This window comes from Bacteroides sp. D55t1_190419_B8, from assembly GCF_015558905.1.
Lineage (GTDB): Bacteria > Bacteroidota > Bacteroidia > Bacteroidales > Bacteroidaceae > Bacteroides > Bacteroides vicugnae.
Window position 1 is genome coordinate 80,729 of the sequence record NZ_JADMOU010000013.1, and the last position, 18,923, is coordinate 99,651.

13 protein-coding genes are annotated in these 18,923 nt (G+C 41.6%); 10 read left to right on the forward strand and 3 right to left on the reverse strand.

The window, feature by feature from the left end; all coding sequences use genetic code 11:
• The first annotated feature begins 17 nt into the window (after positions 1-17).
• The 5 genes from I2I13_RS13255 (at position 18) to I2I13_RS13275 (ending at position 9,107) form a co-directional block, all read left to right on the forward strand.
• Entirely contained in the window at positions 18-1,439 is a 1,422-nt protein-coding gene (locus I2I13_RS13255; protein WP_195649673.1) for a RagB/SusD family nutrient uptake outer membrane protein, read from the forward strand.
• Between the two features lie 26 nt (positions 1,440-1,465).
• Complete coding sequence (locus I2I13_RS13260) at positions 1,466-2,155, forward strand: DUF4843 domain-containing protein (RefSeq protein WP_195649674.1); 690 nt, start codon at positions 1,466-1,468, stop codon at positions 2,153-2,155.
• Between the two features lie 21 nt (positions 2,156-2,176).
• Positions 2,177-3,811 (forward strand): PKD-like family lipoprotein, encoded by a 1,635-nt coding sequence (locus I2I13_RS13265; RefSeq protein ID WP_229128634.1) that lies wholly within the window; start codon positions 2,177-2,179, stop codon positions 3,809-3,811.
• A gap of 95 nt (positions 3,812-3,906) precedes the next feature.
• The gene (locus tag I2I13_RS13270) at positions 3,907-6,492 is read left to right on the forward strand and encodes a zinc-dependent metalloprotease (protein WP_195649700.1); all 2,586 of its coding nucleotides are present in this window, start codon (positions 3,907-3,909) and stop codon (positions 6,490-6,492) included.
• Between the two features lie 8 nt (positions 6,493-6,500).
• Positions 6,501-9,107, forward strand: coding sequence for a zinc-dependent metalloprotease (locus I2I13_RS13275; protein ID WP_195649675.1), 2,607 nt, complete (start codon positions 6,501-6,503; stop codon positions 9,105-9,107).
• Between the two features lie 159 nt (positions 9,108-9,266).
• Here I2I13_RS13275 and ybeY read toward each other — a convergent pair whose 3' ends face one another.
• Entirely contained in the window at positions 9,267-9,686 is a 420-nt protein-coding gene (gene ybeY, locus I2I13_RS13280; RefSeq protein ID WP_007762844.1) for an rRNA maturation RNase YbeY, read from the reverse strand.
• Between the two features lie 16 nt (positions 9,687-9,702).
• Positions 9,703-10,935 (reverse strand): nucleoside recognition domain-containing protein, encoded by a 1,233-nt coding sequence (locus I2I13_RS13285; RefSeq protein WP_195649676.1) that lies wholly within the window; start codon positions 10,933-10,935, stop codon positions 9,703-9,705.
• A 126-nt stretch (positions 10,936-11,061) separates the two neighbouring features.
• Here I2I13_RS13285 and ruvB point away from each other — a divergent pair, with 126 nt between their 5' ends.
• Genes ruvB through I2I13_RS13310 form a run of 5 tightly spaced genes read left to right on the forward strand, consistent with a single transcriptional unit; the run spans position 11,062 to position 17,954 of the window.
• Positions 11,062-12,093: a Holliday junction branch migration DNA helicase RuvB gene (gene ruvB, locus I2I13_RS13290; protein WP_148367853.1), complete on the forward strand. Its 1,032-nt coding sequence runs from the start codon at positions 11,062-11,064 to the stop codon at positions 12,091-12,093.
• 38 nt (positions 12,094-12,131) lie between these two features.
• A complete protein-coding gene (locus I2I13_RS13295) occupies positions 12,132-12,908 on the forward strand; it encodes a dienelactone hydrolase family protein (RefSeq protein WP_195649677.1) in 777 nt (258 codons plus the stop codon).
• Positions 12,909-12,938: 30 nt separating this feature from the next.
• Complete coding sequence (locus tag I2I13_RS13300) at positions 12,939-14,435, forward strand: oligosaccharide flippase family protein (RefSeq protein WP_195649678.1); 1,497 nt, start codon at positions 12,939-12,941, stop codon at positions 14,433-14,435.
• 2 nt (positions 14,436-14,437) lie between these two features.
• A complete protein-coding gene (locus tag I2I13_RS13305) occupies positions 14,438-15,793 on the forward strand; it encodes a TIGR00341 family protein (RefSeq protein WP_195649679.1) in 1,356 nt (451 codons plus the stop codon).
• Between the two features lie 19 nt (positions 15,794-15,812).
• Positions 15,813-17,954, forward strand: coding sequence for a S46 family peptidase (locus tag I2I13_RS13310; protein ID WP_195649680.1), 2,142 nt, complete (start codon positions 15,813-15,815; stop codon positions 17,952-17,954).
• 38 nt (positions 17,955-17,992) lie between these two features.
• On the opposite strand, the gene I2I13_RS13315 is transcribed toward I2I13_RS13310, so the two are convergent.
• Positions 17,993-18,859, reverse strand: a complete 867-nt coding sequence (locus I2I13_RS13315; protein WP_195649681.1) for a DMT family transporter — start codon at positions 18,857-18,859, stop codon at positions 17,993-17,995.
• Positions 18,860-18,923 lie beyond the last annotated feature (64 nt).

The following is an 18,923-nucleotide window of genomic DNA, read 5'->3' on the forward strand; positions in this document are numbered from 1 at the left end:
CTGTTAAAGTTAGAATAATGATAAATAAGAAAAAAAACATATTATGTTCGTTGCTTACTCTGCTTTTGATGAGTAGCTGTAATTGGTTGGAAGTATCACCGAGCAACGAGGTGAACGCTGACGATATGTATAGCAATGGAGATGGTTACCGCAATGCATTGAATGGGCTTTATTTGCAATTGTCGGGAAGTACTCTTTACGGCAAAAATATGAGTTGGGGCTTTATAGAAGTATTAGGACAGCAGTATTTGACAGAGAAGATGAAAGCTACGGAGGTTTATGCTAAAGCAGCTTCATATAAATATGATGATACCGATGTAAAGTCGATCATTTCAGGATTATGGACCGAAAGCTATAATGCCATCGCCGGATGTAATAAACTTATTAGTATGGTGAGTGAAGCTGATCCTGCTCTTTTTGTTGAGAATGAGATGGAAAGGGACTTGGTTTGGGGAGAAGCGTTGGCACTACGGGCATTGTTTCATTTCGATATTCTTCGTATGTTTGCTCCTTCTATGGAGGTAAATGATGGGAAAAGTTATATTCCTTACGTAGATTCTTATCCGGTGATAAGTACTGCATATTATTCTAATGCTGATATTTTGAAAAAAATAGAAGCTGACTTGTTGAAAGCACAGAAGTTGGTAGCAAAGTGTGATGTGGAGAAACATCCGGTGTGGATGGAGACAGAATACCGTATGTTTGGAAAGGGACTTGCTGGTGAGCTTCCTGAAGAGGTTTTCTTTGCTTTTCGTGGATTCCGTATGAATTATTATGCTGTTACTGCTTTATTGGCAAGAGTATATATGTGGGAAAAGGAATATAAGAAAGCGTTTGATTGTGCAGATGAGGTAACAAAAGCTTCTAATAACAAAAAAACGTTATTTGGATTTACAGAAACGTTGAGTGGTGATATGAAGGATTGTACGAATTTGATTTTTTCTGTGAATAGTGAAACGTTGCTTGATGATTACAAGCCTTTTGTAACAAGTGGTAATGATAACTTATTCTTGTTCAATGTAGAAGATATTTATGAAGGTTCAAGTGAGGATCAGCGGGGAAAGGTATGGGTCAGCAATTTGGGAAGCTTACAATATTCTAAGAAATACTTATTAGAGGAATCAGAAACGGGATATGATGTTATTCCGGTACTTCGTTTGAGTGAAATGTACTACATTATGGCAGAGTATTATGCCCAAAATGGGAATTTCACAGAGGCGGGGAAGATGGTTGACAAGGTTCGTTCGGCAAGAGGACTGATTTCTAGTTCTTCTAATTTCTCTTCAATGGAGGACTTTAGGAGAAAATTACTGAAAGAGATGCGTAAAGAATTTGTGGGTGAGGGACAGCTTTATTTTCAATACAAGCGTTTCAATGATAAATCATTGTCCGATAATGTGAAATTTGTATTCGACCTTCCAGAGAATGAAGATATTTAATGAATAAAATGATTATGTACATATTTATGAAACCATATATATTGTTGTTACTTTTTGCTTGCTGTTTGTTTTCCTGTTCGGAAGATGAGATAGAATCATATTATGGTGGGCAATACTTATATTTTAGTCAATTGAAAGATGCTGAAGAAGATGAAAATGCAATTCGGGTTTCTTTCAATAACTATCCGTTAGATAATGAATTGACTGTAAAAATTAGTTTGGGATTAGTAGGTGATCCGTTTACGAAGGATGCTCCTTACAAGATAGGTGTTGTGAAAGAAAAAACCACAGCTTTGCCTGAAAATTATAGTATCCCTCAGAATCCTGTGTTTAAAGCAAATTCTGCTACGGATAATTTGGAGTTGAAACTTATTAAGACAGAAAACTTGACTGAAGATGTTTCGCTTCTATTGAAGATTGAGGCAAACGATTATTTCGCGGGGAGTGTTCAGAACTTTGATACTATTCGAGTGGTGTTCAATGCTGTGGAAAGTCAGCCATTATGGTGGGATAAGGATGTGAAGAACGTTTATTTGGGCACTTATTCACGTGCCAAGTACAGAGCTTTGGTACAATATGGTGGTGAGGGAGCAGCTGATTTTGGTAGTATGAATGCTTCACAAAAACGCCAATGTGCCTTACGCTTGAAGGATGCCATTGCACTATATGGTTTAAAAGAGGACGATGGAAAGGCTATGACCGTACCTATTTACTAATTTTATAGAATGAAGACGAAAATGATTAAGATAAAATTAATGTTTGTAGCGGTGATTTTATCATGTTGCCTATTCTCGGCTTGTTATGAGGATAAGGGAAACTATGATTATCGGCAGATGAATGATATCACGATACACATCCCATTGGAAAACAATGAATACGTGATGGGAGATAAATTGGAAATAACTCCCAACTTGGAGTTCGCAGTTGGAAAGGAATCGAATGAATTAACCTACTCGTGGACTTTCGGTGGGAAGGAGATATCTACAGAACGAAATTTGAATTGGATTGTGGACGATCCGGGACAATATAAGGATTTGCGTTTGGCTGTAAAGGATGAAATTACTGGTGTGACTTATTTCGGTACAGCATTGATATCGGTTATTTCTCCATATGCTTCGAGTGCTTGGGTGGTTTTGTCGGCCAAAGAAGATGGGACAACGATGTTGACTTATATGCGTCCCACTCGTACGGAAGCAGAAAATGAGGAAGATCGGAAATACACATTGGATGTTACTAAAGATGTATTTGGTCTTTCTAATGAAGGGGCATCGTTGGGTGGAAAACCGCTATCTATGGAGCAACATTTTGTTACTCAATGGGAAGGGGAAGATAATACAAGCTGGTTGTGGATTACTCAACAAGGAGGTCAAGGCTGTGTGGATGTATCCGGTAGCTCATACCAAATAGAAGGAACATTGCCGGCTATGTTCATTAATGCCAGTTATCCGCAAGGATTTGAACCGCAAAGTGTATATGATATGATCTATCTTTCAATGGCTATAGGGAAGGATGGTAAAATTTATACTCGCGTAAAGGATGTGTACGAGTTATTTAATACTAATTATTTTTTGGATGACAGACCTTTACTTTATGAAGGCAATCCTGTAGATGGAACTATGATAGCCAAGACGCCTGAGTTTTATACGCATGGAGGAACTTTGTTATTTGATAAGAATTCTAATCGTTATTTACATATAGCTGACCTGAAAACTGAAGTTTTTGTAATTGGAGGTGGCATGACAGAAAAGAATTATTCAGGTAATGTACTTGCTTTAGAAGCTTGGGATGAACGTTTTGACAATATGGAGGGGTGTGTAGTACATTATATTGGCGTTGCAGAATCTCCTTATGATTGGGGTGGTTCTTTAAGTTATAAATCTGTTATAGAGAAAGGAGGAAAATACTATATTCAAGATTTTGAGGTGGATGATTATACAGGTGGTTCTTATCCTCCAGGTGCTTATTTTAATAGTCAAGATGAAGTCCCTTTTGACGGATTGATAGGTGCAGGTAAGAAAAACGTATATTCACTTTGCTATTATCAACAAACAGATCGTCCATACTTGTTATTTAGTAGCGATAATATCCTTTATTTATACTATTTTGAAGGCGATGCAGGTAAAAAAATGGTAAAGTTTGCTACATTTAACGCACCGATAACAGGAATTGACACCGGAGGTGGTGCATACGAAGGACACGCTGGAGTAGGATTGGAAAATGGAGACTTTTATGTGCTGGATTTAAGTAAGTCGGTATTAGAAGAGGTGATTAAAAATGGGGATAGTGATAAAAAAGTGTTGTTTAAACAAGAAAGTTTAGGCAAAATTGTGCAAGTGCTTTTCAAACGGAAGGCAACTCGTGATTCCTGGTAAAATTGTCAAATATGAAAAAGGAAAACACTTAAAGGAAATATATAGTAATGTACAAAAAAATCTATTTACTTCTTTTGGTTGCATTATGCGGGGCTATGATTACTCCCGCTGTGGCCAAGAAGAAAAGCAAGAAAAAAGCTTCAACAGAAGCTACGACAAAAAAGAAAGAGAAAAAAGAAACCAAGTATGATAAGCTGTTTAAGGGTAAGAAAGTCACGACGGCAAAAGGTTTCATCACTCTTCATCAGTTTGATAACAAAGTTTATTTTGAGTTGCCGCTCAAAGTGCTCAATCGTGATATCCTGTTGGGATCTACAATTGCAGAAACAACGGACAATCAGTTTGGATGTGTAGGAGAGAAGTCTGGTGATCCTTTCTTGATTCGTTTCGTGCAGCGTGATTCAACGATTACATTGCGTCGTGTGCAGGCAGGACAATGCTCGGACGATCGTGAGATTAAAAAACGTTTGCAGAGTAGTACAATGCCGGCTATCGCCGAAACTTTTGAGATAAAGGCTTACAATAATGACAGTACCGCGGTTGTATTTGATATGACCAGCTATCTGTTGAGTGATAAGAAAATGCTTTCTCCTTTCTCTCCTTATTCATTGATAGAAATGATGGGAGGGAGCGTTGATAAGAATTTTGAAAAGGAAAGTTCTTTTATACAAGGCATCAAAGGCTTCGAAGACAATATCAGTGTTCGTTCCTTGCTGACTTATAAAGTAAGTGTAGGAGCTAAAGGAAGTTATGCAGTAAAAAACATGCCTTTCTCGGCTGTGATGAACCGTAGCTTTATCTTGTTGCCGGAAAAGCCGATGCGTCATCGTTATGCCGATCCGCGTATTGGTATTTTCGAACACTCTATTGTTGAGTTTGCTTCCGAAGGACGCGGATTGCGTACTCGCCATATTGCTCATCGTTGGAATCTGGAACCATCGGATTCTGCCGCATATCTGCGTGGAGAGTTGGTAGAGCCTAAAAAACCTATTATTTTCTATATTGATGATGCATTTCCGTTGAGTTGGAATAAATATATCCATAAAGGAGTTGAGGTATGGCAGAAAGCATTTGAGAAGATTGGCTTTAAGAATGCGATTATAGCAAAGGATTTTCCTAAAGACGATCCTAACTTTGATCCGGAAAACATCAAATATTCTTGTATCCGTTATGCCCCTTCTACAGTAGCTAACGCAATGGGACCTTCTTGGATTGACCCTCGCTCGGGAGAGATTATAAACGCATCAGTAACGGTATATCATAATATTGTGCAGTTGGTTCAATACTGGCGTTTCTTGCAAACTGCACCGGCAGATAAGGATGTTCGTGATGTAGTGTTGCGTGAAGATTTATTGGGAGACTGTATCGCTTACGTACTTTCTCATGAAGTAGGGCATACTTTGTCCCTGATGCACAATATGGCGGGTTCTTCTTCCATTCCTGTAGAGTCGTTGCGTGATCCGAAGTTTACTCAGGAATATGGAACAACCTATTCTATCATGGATTATGCACGTAACAACTATATAGCACAGCCGGGTGATAAGGAGAAAGGAGTACGTATGACACCTCCTGAACTTGGTGCTTATGATTATTATGCGATCTCTTGGTTGTATAAACCGATATTTGAAGCGAAAACATCTGAAGAAGAAATTCCTATACTGGACAAATGGATCAGTGAGAAATCGGGTGATCCTAAGTTTCGTTATGGTAAGCAGCAGTTTAAACGTCGCTTTGACCCGAGTTCCGTAGAAGAAGATTTAGGGGATGATCCTGTGAAAGCTTCAGAGTATGGACGTCGTAATCTGCAATATATCCTGAAACATATTAATGAATGGGTAGCAGACAAAGATAAGGATTTTGAGTTCCGTACTGCTTTATATGATGAGATTGTCTACGGATATGTACGCTATTTAAGCTTCGTGTTAGCAGATATCGGAGGTATTTACCTGAATGAGCGTTATGATGGCGATCAACGTCCGAGTTATCAGACTGTGTCGAAAGAACAACAGAGAAAAGCATTGAATTTTTTGCTGAATGAGTTGAAGGATCTTTCTTGGTTGGAGGCGGATGAGACCTTGAAAGAGTTCCCTATTCGTACTTCTGTAGCTATGCAAATGGAGAATGCGATTATTGATGGTATTTTATCCCGTTGTGGTGCTGTTTCTATCTGCTCGAACAAGGCAACATCCGCTCCTTATACTCAAAAAGAATATCTGGCAGATATCGAACGTTTTGTATGGGCACCAACACGTGCTGGTAAAACTTTGACAGATACGGAGATGCGTTTGCAGATGAATTATTTGACAAAATTGATAGAAGGATCTGTAACTGGAGTTGCTAAAAATGCGACTCGTAAAGGCATTACGGATATGTATGGTATTATTGAAATTCCTGAATGGTTGAAGGCTGCTTCGCGTGAGCGTTTCGGCATTATCTCGGAAGAGTTTATGGGATGTTTTAATAATAAGCATGCTGAGATGCAAGCAGCTCGTCTGGAGGAAATTAGCGGTTTTGAAGATGATGTTGATTTAAAGGCTCCGTTGGAACCGATGGAACACGTTTATTTCGGTGAACTGAAGAAAATCCGCAGCTTGGTTGCAGCAAGTGCTTCTACCGGCTCTGCTGATACGCAACGCCATTATCGCTTATTGTTGTACAAAATTGACCAGGCATTAAAATGATAGGAAGTATGAGAAATAGATATAGTAAGATACTTTGTTTATTGCTTCTTTTTATGTGTTGCCTGTCACAAGACGGAAATGCGATATGGCCTTTTAAAAAGAAGAAAAAAGAGGAAAAGAAAGAAGTGCTGACACCTTATCAGAAGCTTTTTAAGAATAAGAAAGTACAGACAGCTCATGGGTTGATGACTATTCATAAGGTGGAAGACAAGATATATGTGGAGTTTCCGGTTGCGATGTTGGGTCGTGAGCTGTTGTTCACATCTTCCATTGAGAATACAAGTGATGGGGGAGAAGGTGCACCGGGACAGTTGGGAGGAACAGATGTACGTCTGCGTTTTGAGATGATCGATTCTACAGTCGTGGCACGTATGCCTTTGTTGAGCAAACCTGTCAATACGAGTGGTGATTCTGATATCGCCCGTGCGCTGAATAATTCACATAATCCGGGCATCTTCAAGAGCTTTAAAGTGTTGGCGTGTACGCCGGATAGTTCGGCTCTTGTGGTGAATATGAAAAGCTTATTCTTGGAAGGTTCGGCTTTTACCAAACCTTTTCCGTCGACTTCTGCTAACGGCTATTATGGTTTTGTGTCTCGCGACCACTCATTAGAATCTGATAAATCGTCTATTTTAGGCGTTTCTGCTTCCGGAGATAATATTACCGTTCGTGAGGAATTGGCATATAAGGTGAATCATACCTTGATGGGAGCTTATAGCATGTATGAGAATGTTCCGTTGACGGCTGTAGTAAATAAAATGTTATGCGTTTTGCCCGAAGAGCCGATGACTCCTCGCCTGGCTGATTCACGTCTTGGATTGACCACACAGTTGAAAAGTGATTTTGTCGGAGCTGGACAAGAGGTGAAGAATATACGCTATGCAAAACGTTGGCGGATTGAGCCTTCGGATTCTGCTGCTTATCGTCGGGGTGAACTGGTGGAACCGAAGAAACAATTAGTATTCTATATTGATAGCTTACTACCCGTCAAATGGCATCCTTATGTTAAAGCTGGAGCGGAATCTTGGAATAAAGCTTTTGAAAAGATTGGTTTTAAGAATGTGATTTGTGTGAAGGAGTTTCCTGAAAATGACACTTTGTTTAATGCACACAGTTTGGACTGCATGACCATCCGTTATTCTGCTTCATGGATGAATACTGCACAAACAACTCTTCACTCTGATGCTCGTACCGGTGAGATCTTGAATGCTTCTATTTTGATTAATGCAAACCTGATCAGTGTACAGTATATAGACCGTATTGCGGCAACTGTAGCAACCGATCCTCGTGTCCGTACTGTCATTTTCCCACAAGAGGTACAAGGTGAGCTGATTCAGGCTGCTATTGCCCAGGCGGTAGGAACAGGGCTGGGACTTTCTGCGAACTGGGGAGCTTCTGTTGCTTATCCGGTAGACTCTTTGCGTTCTGCTAGCTTTACACAAAAGTATGGTTTGGCTTCTTCTGTTATGGGTGGGGTAGTGATTAATGATGTAGCTACGGCAGATGATGTCCGGAAGGGAGTACGTTTAGTTAATACGAACCCTGGACCGTATGATGAGTTGGTTATTAAATATCTGTACCAACCTATTTATGCTTCTTCATTACAAGAAGAGAAAGTGACGTTGGATAGCTGGATTCGTCAACGCACAGGAGATCCTCATTATGCTTATATACGTAGTCAGCCCCGTTTCGATTCGGATCCGCGTAATAGTCGTGGCGGTTTGGGAGACGATCATTTGAAGTCATTTGATTATATGCTTTCCAATATCCGTACCGGTTGTGAGAATTATTATACTTGGTTCTTAGAAGGAGACAGAGATATGACAATGCGGAAGCGGGTATATTCAGCACTTTGTGATCGATTGAACAGTCGTGTATATGCGGTTCTTTCGTATGTCGGTGGTATTTATCTTAACGATATTCGTGAAAAAGATGTGATTCCGAGTTACTCGATGGTAGACCGCGAGAAGCAAAAGGCAGCATTGAATAGGGTTCTTCGCCTGGCAAAAGAACTGGACTGGATAGAGAGTACGGCTCGTGCTACAGATTTTACAATTGCTGATAAAAAGGCCGATATGATGCGTTTGAATATTTTCAAGAATATCTTTAATCGTTTGCCTTATATCGAAGTGTGTACGGAACGTTTCCCGGAAACAGCTTATACGGCTTCCGAATATTTGGATGACATTTATAATGTAGTATGGAAAGGAACTCTGAAACATCGTCCGTTGGAGAATGTTGAGAAAGCTCTGCAGACAGCTTTTCTGGAAAGTATCATTGCCACCTCTACGGTAACTGCACCTATTGGTAGCTTTAAGGCTTCAAAGGCGTCATTTGCAGATACACGGAAATCGGAAATTAATCTGACGGCTTTACGTGAAGGAGAGAATGTAGAGCATCATTTGTGCTCTTTGCAGGCTCCTGAAGAAATAAGTGGTTTTTCATCTGTTCCGCCTATTTATACGAATCAGACGAAAGTTGCTGCATATTATTTTGATCTGTTGATGCGTACGAAAGAGATGTTGGAAAAGAGTATTTCGACTATGCCTGAGGCTGATCGTTCACATTATGATCTTTTAATCTATCGCATAAACAAAGCGGTAGAGATAAAATAATAAATTTCTCTCTCTTAAATAATTTAATATTAGCATCGTGTTGCTAATGAAGCGCCCCACCGTAGTGATTACGATGGGGCGCCTTTGTTATAGTGTACGTTACAGTGTATGTTTTAATAAATCGAAAACTTTTTGAAATCGTTTGCTATCGAGGCTTGCTTACACTTGTCGCATAGCTAATGCTTTGTTTTCCGCAGCTTCCATAATTTCCCGTTCTCCGGGTCCTTTATCGTTAATACCGCAGAGATGAAGAATCCCGTGGATAATGACACGGTGCAGTTCGTCGTCATAAGAAGCGCCAAATTGCTCCGCATTAGTGCGTATTGTGTCCAGGCTAATGAATAAGTCTCCTGATAAACGATCGCCTTCACAATAATCGAAAGTAATGATATCCGTGTAGTAGTCATGTTGCAGATATTGACGGTTTACCTCCAGAATCTTTTCGTCCGAGCAGAAGATATAAGCGATTTCACCGAGTCTTTTTCCGTAAGAAGCTGCTACGGCTTTTATCCATTCCGTAGTCTCACGTTTCTTGATATCAGGCATTTTTACGCCTTCTGTTTGATAAGTTACAGCCATAATTGAATGTTATGATTTAAAAGAAAAATAAATAACTGATTAAGATAGCGGCTATGATACCCGAAGAGTCTGCAATCAGGCCGCAGGTTACCGCATTACGAGTTTTGGTGATTCCCACACTGCCGAAATAAACGGCCAGAATGTAGAATGTAGTATCTGAAGCTCCGCGTACAACACAGCTCATACGCCCAACAAAAGAATCCGGTCCTAATTCTTTCATCGTATCGATCATCAGGCCGTTTGCGCCGCTGCCACTAAGTGATTTCATCAGTGCAGTAGGTAAAGCCCCGACAAAGCTCGTGTCAACCCCACATAGGCCTACTATATAGCCGATACCTCCCACCAGAAAATCCATTGCTCCCGAAGTGCGGAACACTGCAATTCCTACCAAGAAAGCAACCAGATAAGGAATGATGCGTACAGCCGTCGTAAATCCTTCTTTGGCTCCTTCCACAAAAGAATCGTATACATTGATTTTCTTTCTGACTCCCGTTAAAATAAACAGGATGATGACACTGAACAGCAGGATATTCGCTATCAGTGTAGAATAAGTACCCATATCCTCCCGCGATACACTTAGAAACAGATAAATCAATCCCGAAAAGAAAAGACAGATAATGCCCATTAAAATGAGAATAGGCTTATTGATTAAGTTTATCTTTTGAGTGATGCTGACTGCTATAACTCCTACTAGAGTCGAAATGAAAGTACTTATCAGAATAGGAATGAATACATCCGTAGGCTGTGCAGCCCCCATTTGCGCACGATACACCATGATACTTATCGGAATAATGATGAGGCCGGAGGTATTAATCACCAAAAACATAATCATCGGGTTGGAAGCCGTGTCTTTTTTCGGATTTAGTTCCTGCAGCTCTTTCATTGCTTTCAGTCCCAGCGGAGTGGCGGCATTGTCCAAACCGAGCATATTGGCGGACATATTCATAAAGATGGAGCCCAACACCGGATGTCCTTTAGGAATGTCCGGAAACAAACGGCATAGCACCGGACTTAGAAAGCGCGCCAGTGTATTAATCAATCCGCTGTTCTCTCCGATCTTCATGATACCCAACCAAAGAGCTAGTACACCCGTAAGTCCCAGTGATATCTCGAATGCCGTTTTGGAGGAGTCGAATGTAGAGTTCATGATAGCCGTAAATATCTCCGTATCTCCCAGAAAAATCACTTTTATAAGAGCGATGATAAAGGCAATGACGAAGAATCCTATCCAAATGTAATTTAGAACCATAGTTGATAACGTGTATATAGATAGTGCAAAAGTAGTTATTACGTTTCAAATAAACTAAATCTTCGTCTTTCTTATACTGAAAATGAATGTAAATCTCTATCTTTGTCTCCTACTTTCAAGAAATAAATGGAACAGGAAGATTTTAACATACGCGAACATCAGCTTACTTCAAAAGAACGGGATTTCGAGAATGCACTCCGTCCGTTAAGCTTTGAAGACTTTAGCGGGCAGGACAAGGTGGTGGAAAACCTTCGCATTTTTGTGAAGGCGGCACGTCTGCGTGGCGAAGCACTTGACCATGTGCTGTTGCACGGCCCTCCCGGATTAGGAAAAACAACTCTTTCGAACATTATCGCCAACGAATTGGGAGTTGGCTTTAAAGTGACTTCCGGTCCGGTACTCGATAAACCGGGTGATCTGGCAGGAGTGTTAACCAGTCTCGAACCGAATGATGTACTTTTTATCGATGAAATTCATCGGTTGTCGCCTGTAGTGGAGGAATATCTTTATTCGGCCATGGAAGATTACCGCATCGATATTATGATTGATAAGGGACCTTCGGCCCGTAGTATTCAGATAGATTTAAATCCTTTCACGCTGGTTGGCGCAACCACCCGTAGTGGTTTGCTGACAGCTCCGCTTCGTGCACGTTTTGGCATTAATCTTCATTTGGAGTACTATGATGACGACGTTTTGAGCAATATCATCCGTCGTTCTGCATCCATACTGGATGTGCCTTGTTCGGTACGCGCGGCATCGGAGATTGCTTCCCGTAGCCGCGGAACGCCTCGTATTGCCAATGCCTTGCTCCGTCGGGTACGTGACTTTGCGCAGGTGAAAGGCTCCGGCTCTATCGATACGGAGATTGCCCAGTTTGCATTGGAAGCACTGAATATCGATAAATACGGTCTGGATGAGATAGACAACAAGATACTTTGCACTATTATAGACAAGTTTAAAGGTGGCCCGGTAGGTATCACTACCATTGCTACGGCTTTGGGAGAAGATGCGGGAACCATTGAGGAAGTTTACGAACCTTTCCTGATAAAAGAAGGATTCATGAAGCGTACTCCCCGTGGACGTGAAGTGACTGAACTTGCCTATAAACATTTGGGAAGGAGTCTTTATAACAGCCAGAAAACGCTGTTTAATGACTGATAAAAACGGAATTAAAGAACTTTATAAAGCGTAGTTGGATGATGAAGCAATGGACTACTTTACTTGTTTTTCTCTTTTTGAGCCTCTCTTTATCGGCTCAACAGGAATATGGGAGGGATATTTTTGTCTCTTCTGAAGGAGACTCTTTACCTTATCGGATGATTCATCCCGAATCGGTGAAGCCCGGTGAAAAGTATCCGCTCGTACTGTTTCTGCATGGAGCCGGCGAACGGGGAAATGATAATGAGAAACAGTTGACTCATGGTGGACAGATGTTTCTTAATCCGGTCAATCAAGAAAAGTATCCCGCTTTCGTTCTAATTCCACAGTGTCCGACAGACGGTTACTGGGCTTATACAGGACGTCCGAAGTCGCTTATCCCTACAGAAATGCCAGTGGGACAGGAGATCAGTCCTATATTGCAAACGCTTAAACAGTTGCTTGATTCTTATCTGGTAATGCCCGAAGTGGATACACAACGGGTTTATATTATCGGTCTTTCAATGGGAGCGATGGGAACGTATGATTTAGTAGTGCGTTATCCGGAGATTTTTGCAGCTGCAGTTCCTATTTGCGGTACAGTCAATCCGAGCCGGCTGTCAGTTGCCAAGGATGTGAAGTTTCGTATCTTCCATGGAGATGCGGATGATGTAGTTCCGGTGAAAGGTTCTCGTGAAGCGTATAAAGCACTGAAAGCTGCCGGTGCAGATGTGGAATATATTGAATTTCCCGGTTGTAATCATGGAAGCTGGAATCCGGCTTTCAATTATCCCGGATTTATGGATTGGTTGTTCAAACAAAAGAGGCAACGTTAAGCCAATCTGAATGATAATCACTAATAAAACATGGCTGGACTAAAATCATTAGCTAAAGATACTGCAATTTATGGGTTGAGTAGTATTGTCGGACGGTTCCTTAACTACATGCTGGTGCCTTTGTACACAGCGGTATTGCCGGCTTCCACCGGAGGTTATGGAGTGGTATCAAACGTATATGCGTTTACAGCCCTGATGCTTGTATTGCTTACGTTCGGTATGGAAACGGGATTCTTCCGTTTTGCCAATAAATCGGGAGAAGACCCGATGAAAGTATATGCCAACTCCTTGTTATCGGTAGGAGGGGTATCTTTGATTTTTGTTTTCCTTTGCCTGTTATTCCTGCAACCTATTTCCAATTTACTGGATTATGGCGATCATCCGGAGTTCATAGCGATGATGGCTGTTGTGGTAGCTTTAGACTCTTTCCAATGCATCCCTTTTGCTTATTTAAGGTATAAAAAACGGCCCATCAAGTTTGCTGCTATCAAACTGCTCTCTATCGTTGGTGGCATCGGTTTGAATTTATTTTTCCTACTGGTGTGCCCGTGGCTGAATGTACATTGTCCGTCAACTGTCTCCTGGTTTTATGATCCGGATTATTTAGTGGGATATATCTTTATTAGCAACCTGATTATCTCAGTTGTTCAGATGTTCTTCTTCATCCCGGAACTGACAGGTTTTGCTTATAAATTAGACCGGGTATTGTTGAAACGAATGGTCGTATATTCTTTCCCGGTATTAATCTTAGGCTTGGTAGGTATTCTAAACCAGACTGTGGATAAGATGATATATCCGTTTCTTTTTGAAGACCGGCAGGAGGGGTTGGTGCAATTGGGTATCTATGCGGCAACCAGTAAGATTGCGATGGTAATGGCAATGTTTACGCAAGCTTTCCGTTATGCTTACGAACCGTTTGTCTTTGGCAAAGACCGCGAAGGAGACAACCGGAAGATGTATGCCGCTGCGATGAAGTATTTTCTTATATTTTCCTTGCTGGCTTTCCTTGCTGTCATGTTTTATCTCGACTTATTGCGTTATCTGGTGGCAAGAGGTTACTGGGAAGGCCTGGGGGTAGTAGCCATTGTAATGCTTGCAGAGATCTGTAAAGGGATCTATTTCAACCTTTCCTTTTGGTATAAACTGACGGATAAGACCTATTGGGGAGCCTACTTCTCGGTGATTGGTTGTGTTATTATTGTCGTATTGAACATTCTGTTTGTGCCGGTTTACGGTTATCTTGCTTCGGCATGGGCTTCTGTTGCAGGCTATGCAGTCATCTTGTTGCTATCCTATTGGATAGGACAGAAAGAATACCCGATTCATTATGATTTGAAGAGCCTCGGACTTTATGTTCTGCTGGCAGCGGTACTTTACGTTATTGGAGAGCAGGTTCCTATCCCTAATATAGTGCTCCGTCTCGCTTTCCGTACCGTACTCTTATTGCTATTTATAGCCTATATTATCAAAAAGGATTTACCATTGAGTCAGATTCCTGTTATTAATCGATTTATAAAGAAGAAATAACTATGAAGACAGATGAACGTAATAAGTTTGCTATCAAGTCCTTTCTGGGAGAATATCTGGACTTGAAAAAAGATAAGGATAACGAACTGGCTACAGTAGATTCTATCCGTAAGGGGGTAGAGTTCAAAGGTGCCAATTTATGGATTCTGATCTTTGCCATATTCATGGCATCACTCGGATTGAATGTGAACTCCACTGCCGTTATTATCGGTGCCATGTTGATTTCTCCATTGATGGGACCTATTATGGGAGTAGGATTGTCTGTCGGACTAAATGATTTTGAATTAATGAAACGCTCTTTGAAGAGCTTTCTCATAACGACCGCTTTCAGTGTGACTACGGCAACCATCTTTTTCCTTCTTGCTCCTATTGCCGGTTCACAGTCAGAGTTGCTGGCACGCACATCGCCCACTATTTATGATGTATTCATCGCACTTTTTGGTGGATTGGCAGGTGTCGTAGCTCTCTCTACCAAGGAAAAAGGAAATGTGATTCCGGGCGTTGCCATTGCTACCGCATTGATGCCACCACTTTGTACGGCAGGTTACGGGTTGGCTTCCGGCAATCTTATTTATTTCCTGGGAGCTTTTTATCTTTATTTCATCAACTCTGTTTTTATCAGTCTGGCTACTTTCCTCGGAGTTCGTGTGATGCATTTCCAACGAAAGGAATTTGTGGATAAAACCCGTGAGAAGACTGTACGTAAATACATTGTTTTGATTGTGGTACTTACCATGTGCCCTGCAGTTTATCTGACATTTGGAATTATAAAGAGCACTTTCTATGAAGCAGCAGCCAATCGTTTTATAAACGATCAGTTGAGCTTTGAGAATACGCAGGTACTTGATAAGAAAATCAGCTATGAACATAAAGAAGTACGGGTTGTTTTGATTGGTCCTGAAGTGCCTGACGCTTCGATATCTATTGCCCGTAGCAAGTTGAAAGAGTATAAGCTGGAAGATACGAAACTGGTTGTATTACAGGGAATGAACAATGAGGCGGTAGATGTATCTTCTATCCGTGCCATGGTCATGGAAGACTTCTATAAAAACAGTGAGCAACGGCTTCAACAACAGGCGGTGAAAATTTCCCAACTGGAGACAACGCTGGAGCAATACAGAACGTACGATGCTATGAGTCGTACATTAGTGCCCGAACTGAAGGTGCTTTATCCTTCCATCACTACACTCTCCATCGCTCACTCGCTCGAAGTACGGGTCGATTCGATGAAGACGGATACGGTAACATTGGCTGTCCTTAAATTCGCCAGACATCCGTCTGTTGCCGAAAAAGAGAAAATCAGCGAATGGCTGAAAGCCCGCGTAGGAACGAAGAAGTTGAGGCTGATTACAGAATAATGAATCTAAAAATAATAATATGAAGTTCAGACTAACCGTCTTGATAGTCTTTTCTCTCTGTCTGTCGAATGTGTTTGCCGATGAGGGAATGTGGCTGTTGGGAAATCTCCGAAAGAATAAACAGACTGACCGGGTAATGAAAGAACTTGGTTTGCAGATGCCTGTAAATAAAATATATAATCCGAAGAAGCCATGTCTGGCAGATGCTGTTGTCAGCTTCGGAGGTTTCTGTTCGGGAGTGGTAGTTTCCGAAGACGGTCTGGTGTTTACCAATCATCATTGTGGTTTCAGCAGTATTCAGCAACATTCTTCAGTGGAACATGATTATCTGAAAGATGGATTCTTTGCACGTAGTCTTGAGGAAGAATTGCCGAATCCGGAATTGTATGTTCGTTTCCTGCTTCGTACGGAAGACGTTACCAAACGGGTATTGTCTGCCGCCCGGCATGCTAAAACGGAAACAGAGCGCCGTGTGGCTGTTGATTCGATTATGAATGTAATCAGTATGGAAGTCTCCGAAAAGGATTCTACATTGACTGGCATTGTAGATGCTTATTATGCAGGGAATGAATTCTGGCTTTCTGTTTATCGTGATTATAACGATGTCCGTCTGGTTTTTGCACCTCCTTCTTCTGTCGGGAAGTTCGGATGGGATACGGATAATTGGATGTGGCCGCGTCATACGGGTGATTTCAGTGTATTCCGTATCTATGCTGATGCCAAGAATGGTCCGGCGGATTATTCTCCTGAAAACGTCCCCTATCATCCCGAATATGTAGCACCTATTTCTTTGGATGGATACAAAGAAGGTTCTTTCTGCATGACGCTTGGCTATCCGGGCAGTACGGAACGTTACCTTTCCTCGTATGGTATCGAAGAGATGATGAATGGAATCAATCAGGCAATGATTGATGTACGGGGAGTGAAACAAACCATCTGGAAACGGGAGATGGACCGGCGTCCGGATATTCGCATTAAGTATGCTTCAAAATACGATGAAAGCTCCAATTATTGGAAAAATAGCATCGGAACGAATAAAGCCATCAAGCATTTGAAAGTGTTGGAAAAGAAACGGGTGGCTGAAGCAGCGCTTCGTAACTGGATTCAGTCTCATCCGGAAGAGAGAGAGAAACTGATTCGTTTATTCTCTTCTTTAGAGTTGAGTTATAGCAATCGTCGGGAAACCAATCGTGCGTTAGCTTATTTCGGTGAATCGTTTATCAATGGTCCCGAGTTGGTGCAGCTTGCTCTTGAAATTCTCAATTTCGACTTTGAGGCGGAAGAGAAGCTAGTGATAACTCGCATGAAAAAGTTACTGGAGAAATATGATAATCTCGATCTTTCCATTGATAAGGAGGTTTTTGCTGCCATGCTTAAAGAGTATCAGTCGAAAGTGGATAAAAAGTTTCTGCCTGCTATGTATGAGAAGATAGATACGTTCTACAACGGGAATATTCAGACCTATGTAGATTCTTTGTATGCGACTTCCAATATAACGTCTCCTAAGGGCTTGAAACGCTTTCTGGAGCGAGATACTACGTACAATCTCATAGAGGATCCTGCTGTTTCCTTGAGTCTGGATCTGATCGTGAAGTATTATGAGATGAATCAGAGCATTTCCGAGGCTTCCGAGCAGATAGAGCAGGGGGAGCGTTTATTCAATGCTGCCATGCGCCGTATGTATGCCGAACGTAATTTCTATCCGGATGCCAACTCTACCATGCGGCTTAGTTTCGGAACGGTTGGAGGATATACTCCCTTTGATGGAGCTACTTATGATTATTATACAACCGTGAAAGGCATCTTTGAGAAAGTGAAGGAACATGCCGGTGATATTGACTTTGCTGTCCAGCCGGAGTTGTTAAATCTGCTTTCCTCCGGTGATTTCGGAAGATATGCCAATGAACAGGGGGATATGAATGTTTGCTTTATCTCCAACAATGATATAACAGGAGGTAATTCCGGCAGTGCCATGTTCAATGCTAAAGGAGAATTGCTGGGGTTGGCTTTCGATGGCAACTGGGAAGCAATGAGTAGCGATATCGTATTCGAGCCTGATTTGCAGCGGTGTATCGGAGTGGACGTGCGGTATATGCTTTTTATTATGGAGAAATACGGTAAGGCGGGGAATCTTGTTCAGGAGTTGAACATTGCCCGGTAAATCAAGTAATGGGGGCAGTGCATTTTTCCCCCTCTCTTTTATCGTTTTAATATAATAACGATCACGGCGGCAATAATCAGTGCAATGCCTACACCGATGCTTGTGGTGAAGGCTTCTCCGAAAAGAAAGATTCCAACGCATACAGCAGTTACCGGCTCCATGGCTCCCAATACGGAAGTGAGTGTGGAGCCGATGCTTTTTACGGCTCTTACTAAAGCGAGGTTAGAAACTACGGTGGGGATTAAGGCCAGTAGGATCAAGTTGCCGGCAGTATGCCATTCGCTGATGGGTTGAAGTTGGCTGATAGATTCCGTTCCGATAAAAAGAAGAATACTCCCGAAAAGGAATACGTAGAAAGTAAGCAGTAAGCCTTTTATCTGTCCGATCTTTAGTTGGCTCATTGTAACGAGATAAAGTGCATATCCGAGTGCCGACAGCAGGACAATGAAAAGACCCATGAAAGAAAAGCCCCCCGTTTCTGTGTTTCCGCCGGATAAGAAATAGACTCCTGCTACTGCGGACGCAATGGCAGCGATCCGCCAGCCGGACTTCTTTTCTTTAAAAAAGAGCATCATGATTAGCGTGGTAAGCACCGGATACATGAAATGAATAGTGGTGGCAACTCCGCTGGCCATAAATTTATATCCCCAAAATAAGAATACTGCGGACATTAAATAAAGAAGTGAAAGAAAAAACAGCGAAGGAATGTCCTGTCGTTTGATACGAAATGACTGTCCGTTCATCAATAAAATCCCTCCCATTGCCAGACAGGCAAACAGGAACCGATAGAAAAGTATCGATTCAAATTGCATTCCCGCTTGCATGGCAGGAATGGTAAATAGAGGGATAAGTCCAAAAGAGGCCGATGAAAGCAGCCCATATAGCAAACCATTCACTTTATTCATAGTCAAGTATATTTCGGGTCGCAAAGATATAGCTTTTTTTGAGGTAAGTGTACCGTTCCGATTC